16 protein-coding genes and 1 tRNA gene are annotated in these 14,856 nt (G+C 59.6%); 8 read left to right on the forward strand and 9 right to left on the reverse strand.

Translation table 11 applies throughout. The features are described 5' to 3' along the window. Window positions 1–30 precede the first annotated feature (30 nt). Window positions 31–249, reverse strand: coding sequence for a hypothetical protein (locus tag RTS12_RS16395; protein ID WP_312530412.1), 219 nt, complete (start codon window positions 247–249; stop codon window positions 31–33). A gap of 579 nt (window positions 250–828) precedes the next feature. On the opposite strand from RTS12_RS16395, the gene RTS12_RS16400 reads away from it, so the two are divergent. Then, window positions 829–1,692 (forward strand): DUF2189 domain-containing protein, encoded by an 864-nt coding sequence (locus tag RTS12_RS16400; protein ID WP_312530413.1) that lies wholly within the window; start codon window positions 829–831, stop codon window positions 1,690–1,692. Between the two features lie 74 nt (window positions 1,693–1,766). Here the strand turns inward: RTS12_RS16400 and RTS12_RS16405 are convergent, their stop codons facing one another. Further along, the gene (locus RTS12_RS16405; protein WP_312530414.1) at window positions 1,767–2,048 is read right to left on the reverse strand and encodes a hypothetical protein; all 282 of its coding nucleotides are present in this window, start codon (window positions 2,046–2,048) and stop codon (window positions 1,767–1,769) included. Between the two features lie 420 nt (window positions 2,049–2,468). Further along, window positions 2,469–2,711, reverse strand: a complete 243-nt coding sequence (locus RTS12_RS16410) for a transcriptional regulator (protein ID WP_312530415.1) — start codon at window positions 2,709–2,711, stop codon at window positions 2,469–2,471. A 176-nt stretch (window positions 2,712–2,887) separates the two neighbouring features. On the opposite strand from RTS12_RS16410, the gene RTS12_RS16415 reads away from it, so the two are divergent. From RTS12_RS16415 to RTS12_RS16435, 5 genes are all read left to right on the forward strand, one after another. After that, window positions 2,888–3,115 carry a hypothetical protein gene (locus RTS12_RS16415; protein ID WP_312530416.1) on the forward strand — a complete coding sequence of 76 codons (228 nt, stop codon included), beginning with the start codon at window positions 2,888–2,890 and terminating at the stop codon, window positions 3,113–3,115. Continuing rightward, window positions 3,112–3,303, forward strand: coding sequence for a hypothetical protein (locus tag RTS12_RS16420; RefSeq protein ID WP_312530417.1), 192 nt, complete (start codon window positions 3,112–3,114; stop codon window positions 3,301–3,303). Before RTS12_RS16415 ends, RTS12_RS16420 begins: the two co-directional genes overlap by 4 nt. Beyond that, the gene (locus RTS12_RS16425; protein ID WP_312530419.1) at window positions 3,300–3,572 is read left to right on the forward strand and encodes a hypothetical protein; all 273 of its coding nucleotides are present in this window, start codon (window positions 3,300–3,302) and stop codon (window positions 3,570–3,572) included. Before RTS12_RS16420 ends, RTS12_RS16425 begins: the two co-directional genes overlap by 4 nt. After that, on the forward strand, window positions 3,569–3,763 hold the full coding sequence (locus tag RTS12_RS16430) for a hypothetical protein (protein ID WP_312530421.1): 195 nt from the start codon (window positions 3,569–3,571) through the stop codon (window positions 3,761–3,763). The genes RTS12_RS16425 and RTS12_RS16430 overlap by 4 nt, the downstream gene beginning before the upstream one ends. 122 nt (window positions 3,764–3,885) lie before the next feature. Next, entirely contained in the window at window positions 3,886–4,497 is a 612-nt protein-coding gene (locus RTS12_RS16435; RefSeq protein WP_312530422.1) for a uracil-DNA glycosylase, read from the forward strand. A gap of 518 nt (window positions 4,498–5,015) precedes the next feature. Here the strand turns inward: RTS12_RS16435 and RTS12_RS16440 are convergent. The 3 genes from RTS12_RS16440 to RTS12_RS16450 all read right to left on the reverse strand — a co-directional run bounded on the left by RTS12_RS16440 (window position 5,016) and on the right by RTS12_RS16450 (window position 8,731). After that, window positions 5,016–5,105: transfer RNA gene (locus RTS12_RS16440), tRNA-Ser, on the reverse strand. Window positions 5,106–5,259: 154 nt separating this feature from the next. Beyond that, on the reverse strand, window positions 5,260–6,729 hold the full coding sequence (locus RTS12_RS16445; protein ID WP_312530424.1) for an MATE family efflux transporter: 1,470 nt from the start codon (window positions 6,727–6,729) through the stop codon (window positions 5,260–5,262). Window positions 6,730–6,910: 181 nt separating this feature from the next. Continuing rightward, window positions 6,911–8,731: a hypothetical protein gene (locus RTS12_RS16450; protein ID WP_312530426.1), complete on the reverse strand. Its 1,821-nt coding sequence runs from the start codon at window positions 8,729–8,731 to the stop codon at window positions 6,911–6,913. Between the two features lie 321 nt (window positions 8,732–9,052). On the opposite strand from RTS12_RS16450, the gene RTS12_RS16455 reads away from it, so the two are divergent. Next, the gene (locus tag RTS12_RS16455) at window positions 9,053–10,261 is read left to right on the forward strand and encodes an efflux RND transporter periplasmic adaptor subunit (protein WP_312530428.1); all 1,209 of its coding nucleotides are present in this window, start codon (window positions 9,053–9,055) and stop codon (window positions 10,259–10,261) included. 1 nt (window position 10,262) lies between these two features. Beyond that, a complete protein-coding gene (locus RTS12_RS16460; protein ID WP_312530430.1) occupies window positions 10,263–12,269 on the forward strand; it encodes a MacB family efflux pump subunit in 2,007 nt (668 codons plus the stop codon). Window positions 12,270–12,302: 33 nt separating this feature from the next. Here the strand turns inward: RTS12_RS16460 and ybaK are convergent, their stop codons facing one another. From ybaK to RTS12_RS16475, 3 genes are all read right to left on the reverse strand, one after another. After that, a complete protein-coding gene (gene ybaK / locus RTS12_RS16465) occupies window positions 12,303–12,779 on the reverse strand; it encodes a Cys-tRNA(Pro) deacylase (protein WP_312530432.1) in 477 nt (158 codons plus the stop codon). A gap of 108 nt (window positions 12,780–12,887) precedes the next feature. Continuing rightward, the gene (locus RTS12_RS16470; protein ID WP_312530434.1) at window positions 12,888–14,198 is read right to left on the reverse strand and encodes a homoserine dehydrogenase; all 1,311 of its coding nucleotides are present in this window, start codon (window positions 14,196–14,198) and stop codon (window positions 12,888–12,890) included. 99 nt (window positions 14,199–14,297) lie between these two features. After that, window positions 14,298–14,856, reverse strand: a 559-nt coding sequence (locus RTS12_RS16475; RefSeq protein ID WP_312530436.1) for a hypothetical protein, incomplete at its 5' end; no start/stop codon positions are given.

Genomic DNA, 14,856 nt, shown 5'->3' on the forward strand with positions numbered 1-14,856 from the left:
CTACCACGCTGGATTCACGAGATGAATCCCTCACGTGATTTGTGCAACAGAGCCCTCCGGGAGGAAAAACATGCCCATCGGAAGGTGGAGGACGTTGGCAAGGCTTTCGAGCTGCTGAAACGTGGGGCCGCCTTGCCCGTCCAGCCAAACCGGGTATTTCTTGAAGCGTTTGGTGAGCGTATCAAAAGGTACGCCTGCACGCTCTCGCGCCCACTCCAGGACATCAGGAGATACTGCTACCGTGGCCATACAATGCTGCTCTCTGCTTCCTAGCTTCACTATGTGAGCGTAGCCAATGGAGTGTAAACAAAAATATTCGAGTGCTACTTATATGCGTAGGATCCCGCCAGCAACTCCAACTTCGGGGCCGACGGAACCCACGCTCTCCGGCATCCTCCGACCTTTGGGTAGCTTGCACTGGACGCGCTTCTGTCTGTTTGTCGCCCGGATTCCCCGGCAAGGGAGTGTAGAACGAAGGTTTGCTTCCCGACAAAATGGGAGGCAGCTGTCTTGGCCGCGTTTCTGGTACATGGCGACTTGTTCCGCTGCCTCGGCGCTTACCTAGTCATGGGCCTATTATAATCAACCGAAATCAAACCGCATGGGCTGTTACCGTTCGGCTTGAAAATGTCAGGCCGTAAAAGAGGCGGCACGCGGCGCGATGGTGGGGCACTGGGCGAACAGACCGGTGGTAGGCCCGCGGCGAATCTAATGTGAGACTCGCTTAAAATCTGATATGCTGACCGAGAGGGCGGAATGGCCCGACGGTTCGGCCGGAAGCCGCTATCTGACTTAGCTCCGCGCCTCCTTGAGATGGAGGGTAAAGCAATGTCCACCGAAATAATTGGCAACCCAATCACTTGGGCCGCACGGCGCGTTGTTGGCGTGGGTCACGGCCTAGAGGCCGCTGTTGACGGGATAGGCGGTGAAGAGGTTGCGCAGCCGGTCGTTAACACGATTGGAGCGCGAGACCTCGGTATGGCCCTGGGCAAGGGCGTGAAGGACTTGGCGGCGTACCGCTCAGACGTAATCGTTTTGGTGCTGCTGTATCCGGTGATTGGGTTTGCCCTTTCGGTCTGGGCGCTCAAAGCCGGGCACCTACACCTCTTGCTTCCCCTGGCGGCGGGGTTTCCCCTCGTGGGGCCGGTGGCTGCGACAGGCCTTTACGAGATGTGCAAGCGTCGCGAGCAAGGCCTTGAGCCTAGCTGGGGCGTCGCTTTGGATGCATTGCGAGCAAGCGTCTTTGGCCCAGTCCTCTTGCTGGGGGCACTGCTTGTGGGCATCTTTCTATTCTGGCTCTACGCTGCCCATTCCATCTGGCTCGCTACACTCGGCCCCGTACCTTATGACAGCATCTCTGCCTTGCTTCACGACAGCTTCACGACCGAGGCAGGTTGGGAGATGATTGCGATGGGCGTTGGGGTCGGCGCCATATTTGCTGCGGTTGTGCTTTGCCTGAGCGTCGTGTCTTTCCAGATGCTCGTGGACAGGAGGGTCGGCATTCCGTTGGCTTTGACAACATCACTCGCCGTTGTTCGTCGCAATCCCGTAACCGTTGCGCTTTGGGGACTGATTGTAGCGGTTTTGCTGGCGCTGGGGTCGCTCCCGCTATTTGTTGGGCTGATCTTCATCTTGCCATTGCTTGGCCACGCGACATGGCACCTCTACCGTGCCGCGGTGACATGGCCGTGATGGCAGGTGGATGAGGGCTAGAGCGCGCGAGCGGATCCGCACGATGCTTGCGCGCAAAGCGACGACGCGCGGGGCTAGTAGTGGTCGGCCGCCACATCTAGCGCGACCGTCACAAGCGCCGTGCTACCCTCATAGCGGAAGCTGTAGCGCCGTTGCGGCGAGGGGGCCACGTCTGCGATGTGCTCGCTCTCAACCGAGATACCCAGCGCCATGATGGCATTGATGATTGCGGCCTCGATCTCGGGTGCATCGCCAACGAACCGGATCTTCGCGCCAGTCATGCCGCGCAGGTGTTTCGCCAGCGTGATCAACTCCGCGTCGTCTAGCGCGGGCTTCTGGCTTGGATCGTCAGTCATTTGGCTAATCCCTCATTGTATGGGTAGTGCCGATCAAGATTTTATCAGCGGATGTCCGACGACTGAGTTGGTGGGCTAAGCATGTATTTCCAATCGGCTCAATTGATAGTTAGACGGTAAACGTTCATTCCATAGCTGCTCTGGAGGCGTCCAACGGCGCACTCGTAGTCCCCCCGAAGCATTTGAGCATCTTGACGCTTTTCCGCCTCCCTTTGGACCCACGCACGACATTCCGTTACTGATGCCAGTCCTGAACGCTCAAGATGGACGGTCAAGTCTGACCGATTTGGGTAAAAGTATGCGTCTACGGTTTCCCAAGGCGCGGCATCATCTGGCCAGAACCATCCGGCGAGCGTGTTTTTAGAAATACTCAGCGCCCACCATACGGCCCCAGCTATGATGGCGAGAATGGTCAATGCCCTAAGCATTTTTTATTCCTGCTTCCATTAAGGCAACACCGAAGCCTGCAGCAGCTTGCCCAGCATCTAGGAACTGAACTCCCCGACTTTCCAGTGTCATTCTGACCAGCTGTACTGTCGAGGTCTTTCCTTCACCTTTATCAAGCTTGTTAAGAGTGTTCCGGTGGAGCCCTGTCAGCTCTGCTAGCTCTGGGTTGGATAGGCCAAGCATTGCTTTTGCGCCTTTGAATTGCTCTGGGGTCATAAGTCATCCTGTGCTATTAGCACTAATTATGTGTTGACAGCACCCGCTGCCGTGGGTCATAACTATGCTGATAGCACAATGGCTCCATTACCGCGCCTCTTTTCTGCAAAGAAGGGGCCATAGCTGCCGCTGAAAAGCGCCCGCTTGATCCGGTACAGGCATTTGGGGAGGACTAAATGAACGCGAACACCGCGAACGATACCGGTTTGCCTAATGAGCCGTTGAACGCTCCGCCATTCTCGGCGCTGAGCCATGAGGATCTGTGTGACCTCTATGAAAACCTGGAGCTTGCGATTGATGTAAGCAAGCGCCGCCCCGACACGCCAGCAGAGCTTGAAACGCTGCGCTACCTGCGCGCGACCAAGCGCTATACCCGCCACCTGATCCAGACGAGGAAGTCATGATAACGCATGTGACGACGAATGCCCCTGATCTTTCCGCCGCTAGGCTTCACGAAATCAAGGACAGCCTTGTCCTCGCTCTGGATGCCAGCGAGCGCGGCAATGGCTATAGCGCTTCGGAGCGGGAAGCCCGGAGCTATATGCGCACGGCATTGCGCCACACGATCAAGCTCATGGAGATTGCACAATGAGGGCATCTGAAATCCTGCGTTTTAATGGAGACGCCCGCGAAGCGGCCGACGGTATCGCGCGCCATGTCCATGCCTTGTTGCGCGTGTCGCGGCTGGCGCTGGAGAATGAGACCAGCGGTGATGAGTTGCTGCATCGCGAGGCCTATGTGGCTGACACGCTGGAAGTTGCCGAGTGCCTGATGGCTATCGTCTCGGAGGGCGTCGAAGAGCTGGCCCGTGAGACAAAGCGCGGCACATGGCGCAGGATCTATGAGGAGGCAGCAGCATGAGCGCGCAACTTCGCGAATACATCGCCAGCCAGCAATGTGAGGCGACCCGGCTTGTCGGCGTGCTGGAGGCGCTGTTGATGCTGAACAATGAGGGCGTGGCAGAGAACGCCCAAGCCGCACTGATCAACGTGGCCTATGGCATGGCCGATGAAATCAACCGGGCGCTCGATAGCGTGAGTTTGCCCGACTGACGGCGGCAAATCGGCAATGTTTGCCGAATTTGAGCAGCCCCGCCCAGCGCGGGGCTTTGCTTTTCCAACAGGGGCCGCCAACGTGATGCGACAGGCGCAGAGCATCCAATATGGACAGTGGCATGACGGACGAACACCCCCGCTCTTTTCGCGATCCGAATTCTGTCGCGCGGCGGCGCAAGCTGCTGGTGTCGCCGCACATGGGGCCGCTTGTTGAGCTGACCGAGGGGTTGCGGGCCGAGGGCAGGGGCACTGTGCCGGACTTTGATCCAGCTGACGCGGGCGTAAATGCGCGCATCCTGTTCCTGATGGAAAAGCCAGGGCCAATGACAGACGACCTCGCCTTGGCGGGCCGCGTCGGATCGGGTTTCATTTCGCGCGACAATGACGACCCCACGGCAGAGGCGATTTTCCATTTCATGCAGCAGGCAGGCATTCCGCGGCAGGAATCAATCCTCTGGAACATCGTACCGTGGTGGAATGGCTCAAGACGGATCGAGGCTGCGGAACTCCGCGACGGGCTGGACCGCGTGGGCAAGCTGACTGCGTTGCTGCCGAATCTGCGTGTTGTTGTCGGTGTCGGTGGAAAGGCCCAGCGCGCAGCTCGGTTCATCGAGGGGCTTGGGCTTCCCTTCGTGCCCTCTGCGCACCCGTCTCCGATCAATCGCGCGGCGCGGCCTGCTGTCTGGCAAGCGATTCCTGATCAATGGGCGCAGGCCCGTGCTTTCATTTAGGGCTGGCGGGGCTTGGCAATTGATGGCCAAGCGAGAGAGGAACAGCGCTTTTTTTCAGGCGCCCTATCAGCTTCGGCGTGTCGCGAATGTCGCGAATGTCGCGGGTGTCGCAATGTCGCAGGCCGTCCGATCGGAACGCCAGTGTAGCGGAAGTAGCGAGTGTAGCGGTGTAGCAGGTGCTCGAACGAAAGGCTGCATTCCAGCCGATCGGGCTTCTGTCGGGTTCTGTCGGTATGTCTGGTAAGCAACTGTCAGGCGGCGTCATGCGCCAGATATGGCGTCTGGGCCAGCAGGGGGGAATCGGAAAGTCTGGGCCGATACGGCTAGGGACCGGAGTCCTCACTCTCTGCACACATCTGCAATTCAGAAAAGGCGGAGGGATTGAGGCCGTCTCTAACGGCTAGATCAAGCGCATAGCGAATAGGCAATCTGTCGCAATCAAGCGCAAACAGGATGGCGGGCTTTATGGCGGGTATGTCGCCGTAAGCGCCAGAAAATCCAATAATATCAGGGGTCTATGGCGGAGTGGAAGGGATTCGAACCCTCGAGACGGTTTCCCGCCTGCACCCTTAGCAGGGGTGTGCCTTCGACCACTCGGCCACCACTCCGCTGACCCGTATATGCAGGGTGCTCGGGACAGACAAGGGCATTTTCAACTCATTTCTCAGAACATTGGCGAAAAAACCGATTGTTGCGATTTTTAGCCAAGGGCGCTTTCAGCCATCCCGATCAAAGCCGATCTGTCAGCGGCCCTTCTTCAGGTTAAGTCCGGCCTGAGGTGACGGTTTGGCTATCGGGTACGGGGACTGCGGTGGGGATGGTCACGGGCGAGGTCGCATTCGCAGGCAGGGTCTCGACGGCGGGGTCCACCTGCATGGGCGCGGCTTTGCGCCAGCCTCCATGCAGGTAAAGCAGGCTGGCCATGACCAGCGTCGCCAGCATCGCCACCGGAAAGCTCAACCAAAGCGCATCGACCCCCAGCAACCCGCGCATTCCCAGCGCAAATCCGATCCGCACCGGATACATCGAGATGAACAGGATGATCAGCGGCCAGATCACTTGGCCATTGGCGCGAATCGTGCCGAAAAGGACCATGGTCACGCCAAAGGCGATAAAGCCCCAGGTCGAGATCTGGCCGATATGACGTCCGATCGGAATGGCCTCGCTATTGGGGCCAAGAAAGATCGCCATCGCGCTTTCATCTGCAAAAAACAAGATCACCACCAGGGCGCCGGTCAGCAGCAAGTTAAAGATGATGCCCGAACGGGTAATGGCGCTGACGCGATCCCACCGGCCTGCGCCGATATTTTGCGCGGCCATTGCACTGACAGCCGCGCCAAGGGCCATGGCGGGCATCTGCACATAGGTCCAAAGCTGCTGGGTTGCACCAAAGGCTGCAGCGGTGGCGACGCCCTCGCGATTGACCATGTTCATCATGGCCAGCATCGAGCTGGAAATGACGATCATCTGAATGCCCATGGGCAGACCCTTGGCAAACATCAGCCCCAGCACGTGGCGCGACGGCACAAGCAGCTGCAATTCCTTTCCGCGCAGGCGCAGGGGAAGATCGCGGGCATAGATATACCAAAGCATCGCCAGCAGGCTGAAGTAATTGGCCAGTGCCATCGCCAGCGCCGAGCCGCCGATGCCAAAAGCGGGAATGGGCCCGTAACCCCGAATGAAAATCGGGTTCAGGATGATGTCCAGAACCACAGCAATTGCCATGAAGATCAGCGGGGTCAGCGAATCTCCACTGCCGCGCAAGGCCATCATCAGCATGGTCTGCATCAAGATGGCGGGCATCGCCAAAAAGGTGATGCGCAGGAAATCTTCTGCCAGCGGCACGATGTCAGTGGGCGTTCCCAAAGCATTCAGCAAACCCGGTGCCAGAAACCAGCCAAAGATCGCGATCAAAAGCGCGACGGGGATAAAGGCGCCGACGGCCGTGCCAACCACTTCGCGCGCAGCATGGATATCGCCTCGGCCAATCGATTGACCAATCAGGATCGTCGAGGCCATGCCAAAGCCAAACACAAAGGCGGTCAGCAAGAACATCACCAGATTGCCATTGGTGGTCGCGGCCAGCGCGCCTTCGCCCAACAGCCGGCCCACCCAGACCGCATCGATCGAGCCATTGGCGGATTGCAAGATGGACGAGCCAAGGGTGGGAAGGGCGAACAGTAAAAGCGTCTTGTTGATCGGTGCCGATACCAGAGAATTGCTTGATTTCATCGTTCCGAACCCGCCTGCCTGCTTCACTGTCCGCGACCTGGACGCGTGGGCATGATGCGGCGCGCCAAAGTATCTATTGGCCAGTCAACGGCTCAGGCGGCGGACTGTTCCCTGAGAGCCTTTGTGTTTGATCAGATTTTGCTCGGGCTGTGTCGCGGCCAAAGGGGCCGGGCCAGGCGCGTCAGGGGCTGGTGAACGCGCCCGCTTCTCTTGGATCGCTCCACCATGCCGGGGTGTCGCGGTTGAAGGCCAAAAGCGCATCCCAGCGCGCCAGATCATCATCGATATGGCGCAGATTGCCCCAAGAGCCGAATTTGCTGTGTCGCCCGATATCGACAAAGGCATTGAACATGGTGCCGCCCGCAGCCTTCCACCCCGCAAGCAACTCGCTGTAAAGCTGGCCCATACCCGCGGATTGGTTCAGCCAGATGAAGAAATCGCTAAGCTCTTCATCGTCAAGCCATGGTCCGACGCCAACGATATGGGTGCCCCCTTCATACATCACCAGCTGCAGGCCATAGCGATCGGCGACGGCCTTGTGGTGGGCGAATGTTTTGTACAGATCGGCCAATGACCCCGAGCCATCGCCCGTGACCGAGCCATCGCGCAGCTCTTGCAGGGCAAGGGATTGCGCATGATCAAAGCGGTGCGCAGCGACATAGCTGTCAAAGGCCACCCGGCTGAGGCCCTGCTTTGTGGCTTCTGCCTTGGCCATCTCCCGAGAGCGCGCGAGCCATTCCTTGACGACCTTCGGCTTATCATCTCGTCCAAGGCCACCGTCGAAATAGCCGGTGATGGCATAGGCGTTGAAATGGCTGGCAGGTGCGGCACGATCGGGCGCCATGGCGCGCCATGCCGGGGCCTCAAGGATTGAATCCTCCAGCCCGATCCAGCCGGTCTGGGTCGAGATAACCTTAAAGACCTTTTGATCGGATTGTGGCCCATAGACCTTATCGATGCTTTGGGCCATCTCGACCGATCGCCCGGCGTAGAACTCGACCCAGGCCGTGCCCAGATCAGGCCAAAGCGCGCGGCCTTGTTCATTGGCCCATTGCGCTTGCTGAAACTGCCAGTTCCAGACCTCGTTTGAATATTCAAACCAAGGTTTCAACGCGGGGTCCAGTTGATCGCGCACCAATGTAGCGAAGGCTTCGACATAGTCAGGTGGTGCCAGATGGGGCAGGGTGAACCATGGGTCGGTATGGGTCTGATTGGCCAGAGCGATCATCACCTCTAGGGGAACGCCCTTTGGCCCAGCCCAGCTAGCATCCGTGGGCAAAGCCCGCGCCTGCCAGTCCTGATTGGGTGAATCGTTGGTCTGCATCCAATCCATGAACCGCAGTGATCGCGTAGGGGCGATACGCGCCAGCCAGGCCGGATTAAAGATTTCACCTGCATCATGCGCCGCCCAGTTGCGTGCGTGGACCACCGAAATCTTGCGCAAAGGGTCGCTCTCATCGATCTGGCTGATCGAGATTTCGACCATGGCTTGCCCCGTGGGGCGGTATTCGAATTCGATTTCCCCCGGACGTTCGGCGATTACCCTTGCGCCTTTGATCTCGATCTTTCCCGCGCCCTGATAGCGCAGCCGATAGCGGCCTGCGGCAGAGACCATCTCGCTTGGCAATTCGGTCAGGATCAGCGTGCTGACATGGCTGACGCCTTTTGGCATGCGCAAAAGCCAACCCTGCGCATCGGTGGCATTGGCCATCTCGACAGGATCTGCCCCGCCCCATTGCCCCGGAAGATGCCCGATCCACGGCCGCGAGGTCTTGAATACGTCAATAAACGGGCTTTGGGTCGACCAATCGGCAATGCCGCCCAGACCAAAGGCGATCGATGGATTGGACACCTTTGCCTCTGCCATCGCTGTTGGCGCATCCGGGCTGGCAGAAACTTGTTGCGCAGCACCAGGCGTCGTCCCCGTCACAAGGGCTGCCATGGCCATGACTACAGGCAAAGCCACGGCCATAGCATTGGCAGCTGGCACAGGCCGCGACATGGCAGACCCTCCGTTAGCTGCGGGGGTGCTGGCGGGCAGGGGGCGAAGCGACAGGGTTTTCACAAGGGCGAACATCGGCAAAGCCTAAGCCGGCAAGCCCAGTCTGAGAAGGGGCAGATTGCCGCACAGAGATTGCTTCACAAAGATCACGCGCACAGTGCTGCGCGCTTTGTGCGTGATCCACTGAACCAGCAAAGTCCAAACGGGCCGTTTACTTTTGGTTTCGCATCGGTGGGGCATGGTGATGCAAATGCCTTGATCAGGGCGATCTGCGGCGTGCTGGGCGGCGGTTGCGGTCAAAATAAAGCGGACATGACATCGATGAATAAGAAGTTGCGGCTGATTGGGCCGGTTTTGATCCTGGCAATCATAGCGGGGGGCTGGGTCGCATTTGGCAAAGAGCAATCCACTCCCAGCGCCCAGGTGATGACAATGCCGGTGTCGCGCGGCACGATTGAGCAAACGGTGTTGGCGACCGGGACTTTGAAACCGGCGCGCATGGTTGCGGTGGGGGCGCAGGTCTCGGGCCGGATCACTTCGGTCGAGGTTGCGCTGGGACAGGATGTCAAAGCCGGCGATCTGATCGCGCAGATCGATTCCGTGACCCAGTTGAACCAATTGCGCACGGCCGAGGCCGCCCTTGCGGGCGTGCAGGCACAACGCAGTGAACGCGAAGCCAATCTTGCTAATGCTCAGCGAGGTCTGGCACGGCAAAAGGGCATGTTGGACAAGCGCGCGGCGGCCCAGGTGGATTATGACAATGCCGCCGAATCTGTCGCTGTGTTACAGGCACAGATCAAGGCGCTGGATGCGCAGATTGTCCAAAGTGAGCTGGCAATCGAAACGGCGCGCGCCAATGTCGGCTATACCCGCATTACCGCCCCGATTGATGGCACGGTGCTGGCAATCATCAGCCAAGAGGGGCAGACGGTGAATGCGATGCAATCGGCCCCGACCATCGTCATCTTGGGCCAGCTTGACCATATGACGGTCCGCGCCGAAATCTCTGAGGCGGATATCGTGCATATCAAGCCCGGCCAGAATGTTTGGTTCAATATCTTGGGCGATACGCGCAAACGCTATGAATCGCGCCTGGAAAGTGTCGAGCCCGCGCCCGAGGAAATCCGGAACGACAGCGCAATCAACTCTGCCTCAACCAGCTCGGGCAGTGCCAATACTGCCATCTATTACAACGGCGTCTTTACCGTCCCCAATCCCCAGCGCTTTTTGCGCACCTATATGACCGCTCAGGTCTATATCGTGCTGGGTCGTGCCCAGGACGTGCTGACAATCCCAGCCAGCGCCTTGGGCGCCAAAGGTCAGGGTGACAGCTATGCGGTGCGCGTTCAGCAGGCCGATGGCGCGATCGTCACGCGCGATGTTGCGGTGGGCCTAAATGACAAGTTGATGGTCGAGGTTAAATCCGGCCTTAGCGAAGGCGACAGGGTCGTCACGGGCGATGCCTCGGCTGCTACTGCCTCGGCGGGGTCAAGACGAATGGGGCGTCCAGGCCCGCCGATGGGGTTCTAAGATGATCGGTGAACCCGTGATCGAGCTTTCCGGTATCCGCAAGCAATACCCATCAGGCGAGGGGGTGTCAGCGGTCCTCAAGGGGATCGATCTGACCATTCGCGCCGGCGAGATGATTGCGATTGTCGGGGCCTCGGGGTCCGGAAAATCGACCTTGATGAATATCTTGGGATGTTTGGATCAGCCCAGCGCGGGCAGTTATCGCATTTCGGGGCGCGAAGTCTCTGAACTGGCCCCCGACGAGCTGGCGGCGCTGAGGCGCGAAAAATTCGGCTTTATTTTCCAGCGCTACCATTTGCTTTCCGAATTGTCGGCTTTGGGCAATGTCGAGGTGCCGGCCATTTATGCCGGTGATCGCGCGCCCCAGCGCCGCAGTCGGGCAATGGCGCTTTTGGATCGCCTTGGGCTGGCACAGCGCAGTGCCCATCATCCCAACCAGCTTTCGGGCGGCCAGCAGCAGCGGGTCTCGATTGCGCGGGCGCTGATGAATGATCCCGGCATCATCTTGGCCGATGAGCCGACGGGGGCGCTGGACAGCCAAAGCGGCCAAGAGGTGCTGCGTATCCTGGATGAGCTGCATGCCGAGGGGCGCACGGTCATCATCGTCACCCATGATCCCGGCATCGCGGCACGGGCACAACGCATTATCGAAATCCGTGACGGCAGTATCATTGCGGATCGCCCGACAGACCGCGTCGCAGCGGCTTTGCCTGACATTGCGATCAGCCATAATCAGGCAACTGAAGTCCCGGCTTTGGCGCCCTTGTCGCGTCAAGCTGGTCGTCAAACCCGCAGTCAGCCCGCCTTGGCGCGCAGGTTGACCGAAACGCTGCGCATGGCGCTATTGGCCTTGGGGGCGCATAAGCTGCGCAGCTTTCTGACCATGCTGGGGATTATCATTGGCATTGCCTCGGTGGTGTCGGTGGTGGCGCTGGGCGCGGGCTCGCGGGCGCAGGTTCTGTCCAATATTTCCGGGCTTGGCACCAACACCTTGCAGATCTTTGCTGGCACCAGTTTTGGCGATATGCGATCGGGGCGGATCACGACTTTGGTTGCCAGCGATGCGGATGCCTTGGCCCAGCAAGGCTATGTTGCGGCGGTAACTCCGCGCGTGCAAAGTTCGGCAACGCTGCGCTATGGTGCCAAAGAGGCAAGTGCGCAGATCAACGGGGTGGGCGCGCAATTTTTCACCGCGACCGGCGCCAAGCTGACTGCAGGCAGCCTGTTTGATGACAGCGCCGTTCAAACCATGGCGCAGGACGTCGTTATCGATCAAAACACCGCCAAGACGCTGTTTGAACCGGACGAAATCCCAACCGGAAAAGTGGTCTTGCTGGGCAATGTTCCCTTGCGCATCGTCGGAGTGGTTTCGCTCAGCCAAAGCGGACCGGGCGGTGCCAGCCAAAGCCTGTCGTTGTTTGCACCCTATACGACGGTTCAGGCTCGCATCCTGGGCTCGATGGCGTTGAACAGCATCACGGTTCAGGTGGCGGACGATACGGATACGACGCTTGCCGAACAGGCCGTGACACAGCTTTTGACACAGCGCCATGGCAGCCTTGATTTCTTCATCATGAACAGCGACGAAATTCGCCAGACCATCACGGCGACCACGGCAACCTTGACGCTGCTGATTGCGGCCATTGCGGTGATCTCGTTAGTTGTGGGCGGAATTGGGGTGATGAATATCATGCTGGTTTCTGTGTCCGAGCGCGTGTCTGAAATCGGCGTTCGCATGGCTGTTGGAGCAAGGCGCAGCGATATCATGCAGCAATTCCTGATCGAGGCCGTGCTGGTGTGCCTGATCGGCGGCCTTTTGGGCATCGGCCTGGCGCTTGGCTTTGGCGCGGCCTTTTCGGCGTTCAGCACGAACTTCACGCTGATCTATTCTAGCGGTTCGATCATCGCGGCCTTTCTTAGCGCGACGCTGATCGGAGTGGTCTTTGGCTTTCTGCCCGCCCGTAATGCGGCAAGGCTGGATCCGGTCGTGGCGCTGTCCAGTGGTTGAGCGTCCAAAGGGTTGCTGGCCAATGGCGCCTTTTTAATCAGCGCAAAGCGGTTTGGCGGTCGCATGTGCGGCTGCCAGCGCATCTTGAGGCGCAAGCGCAAGCATCATGCCGCGCTTGCCGCCGTTCAGCACGATTTCAGGCGCTGACATGGCCGTGACCTCGAATGCGGTCGGTACCTGCTTTTTTTGGCCAAAGGGGCTGATGCCGCCGGTGTGAAAGCCGGTCAGACGTTCGGCCTTGTCGGGCGCCATCATCTGAGCTGACTTGCCGCCGAATGCGCTTGCAACCCGTTTCATCGACAGGCTTCGGTCCGAGGGGATCACCGCACATGCGGGCCGTCCGTCGACCTCGACCATCAGGGTTTTCAGCACCAATTCCGCATCGATGCCAATGGCCTGTGCGGCATGCTGCCCGATTTTATCCTGCCCGGCCACGTAATCATATTCAATCACGCGAAAGGCCAACTTGGCCATGGTCAGGGCGCGAGTGGCAGGGGTGGCTGTGCTCATATCATCTTCGCCTTCCCGAAGGCGCCGAAGGTCAGGACTGGGTGGCGCAAGGGATTGTTGAATGAAAAGGGAAAGGCCCCGTGCTGGACGGGGCCTTGAAAGCGTGGATCAGACCTCTTCGATGCGCAGCTCGACCGGCTCGCCATTGATGACGCCGGTGCGGGGCAGGGCATCTATGGCGTGATCAATCGCATCGGGTGTGGTCTTATGGGTGACGATCAGCACCGGGGCCGCGCCCTGATGATGGCCATATTGGCGCATCCGGTCGATCGAAATCCCGGCATCGCCCAAGACCGAGGCCACCTTGGCCAAGGCGCCCGGCTTATCTGCCAGTTCAAGACGCAGGTAATAGGCTGCGGGAACGGCCGTGCGTGCAGCCTGGCTGGCGCGCAGCGAAGCTGCGGGCTGGCCAAAGACCGGCAGGCGGACATTGCGTGCAATCTCGATGATGTCAGACATCACGGCGCTTGCCGTCGGCCCCTCGCCTGCGCCTGCACCGCGCAAAACGATCTGGCCGACACTGTCGCCCTCGACCACGATCATATTGGTGCCACCCTGCAACTGCCCCAAAGGGCTGTCTGCGGGAACAAGACAGGGCGACATGCGCTGTTCAAGGCCGCGCGCCGTCATTTGCGCAACCCCCAGCAATTTGATGCGATAGCCCATATCGGCTGCACGGCGAATATCGTCGATCGAAACCCGCTCGATCCCCTCGATCTCGACCGCGTCAAAGGCCGGGCGCGTGCCAAAGGCCAATGAGGCAAGCAGCGCCAGTTTGTGGCTAGCATCGATGCCGCCGACATCCAGCGTCGGATCCGCCTCAAGATAGCCAAGCTGGCGCGCCTCTTCGAAGACCTCGGCGTAAGGCAGGCCTGCATTTTCCATCCGCGTCAGAATGTAGTTGCAGGTGCCGTTCATGACGCCCATGACGCGGCGGATCTGGTTGCCGGCAAGCGATTCCGTCATGGCTTTGATGACCGGAATGCCGCCCGCGACTGCGGCTTCAAAGCGGATCAGCCGCCCCTCGCTTTCGGCGATTTCGGCAAGTTCCTGGCCATGGATCGCCAATAGCGCCTTATTGGCGGTGACGACATCTTTGCCCGCGCGCAAAGCCAGGGTGATGGCCTCGCGGGCGATGCCTTCTTCGCCGCCGATCAGCTCGACGAAAACGTCGATATCATCGCGGGTGGCAAGCGCGCGCGCATCGGTTTCCCAGGCAAAATCAGACAGGTCGATGTCGCGATTCTTGTGGCGGTCACGGGCCGATACGGCCGTGATTTCAATCGGCCGTCCTGCGCGAAGCGACAACAGTTCAGCGTGTTTTTCGATAATCTTGACGGTACCGGTGCCGACCGTGCCAAGTCCGGCAATGCCAAGGCGCAGCGGCGGAAGGGCGGTCGTGGTGCTGTGGGAGGACATGGTTCTCTCGTGATTTCAGCTTTTTCGGGTGTTAGCGGATGGCGCGCGCGGTTGCAACGCGGGGTTATGGCTGGGGGCGATGGTCGTGGCCCGCAGGGCTCAGGTGGGATCATCTCCTACCCAGACGCCTGCAACGCCAGTTGCATGCATGATTGCAAGAATGCGCTGACCAAGGGCGCGGGTTTCGGTGCGAATGGCGGACAGATCGGCCAAGGCGATATCGTCCGGATAGGGTTCGCCCTTGGTATTGACGAAGGCGGGATGCCATAAATCGTGCCGACCGGTGGGCCGCCATGAGGCATGGCACAGCAGATTGCGCAGCCGCTTGATCGCAAGCAGGCGCTCGTTCAGCGCGATCCTGTCCGGAATGCCCGGATGGCGGCGCAGGGCGGCATCCAGCTGCTCGATCAGCGTTCCCATGGAATCATCGGCCAGTGCATCCATCTGATGCAACCAGCGCTTCAATTCGGCATCGCTCAGATCGCGGGCAAGGCGCTTTCGCTCCAATGCGTAAAGCGTGCGCTTGATGACCTCTTCCAGCCAGCCAAAGGCGGCAATGGCCTGTCCCAGTTCGGCGGCAAAATCGGTGGGAAGCGTGAAATAGCTTTCGGGCGCAGCCGTCATTCGCGCCACAGCTTCTCGACCCAGCTGACCGGGC

Origin of the sequence: Paracoccus sp. (in: a-proteobacteria) (assembly GCF_032007265.1) — a bacterium.
In the GTDB taxonomy this organism is placed as follows: Bacteria; Pseudomonadota; Alphaproteobacteria; order Rhodobacterales; family Rhodobacteraceae; genus Paracoccus.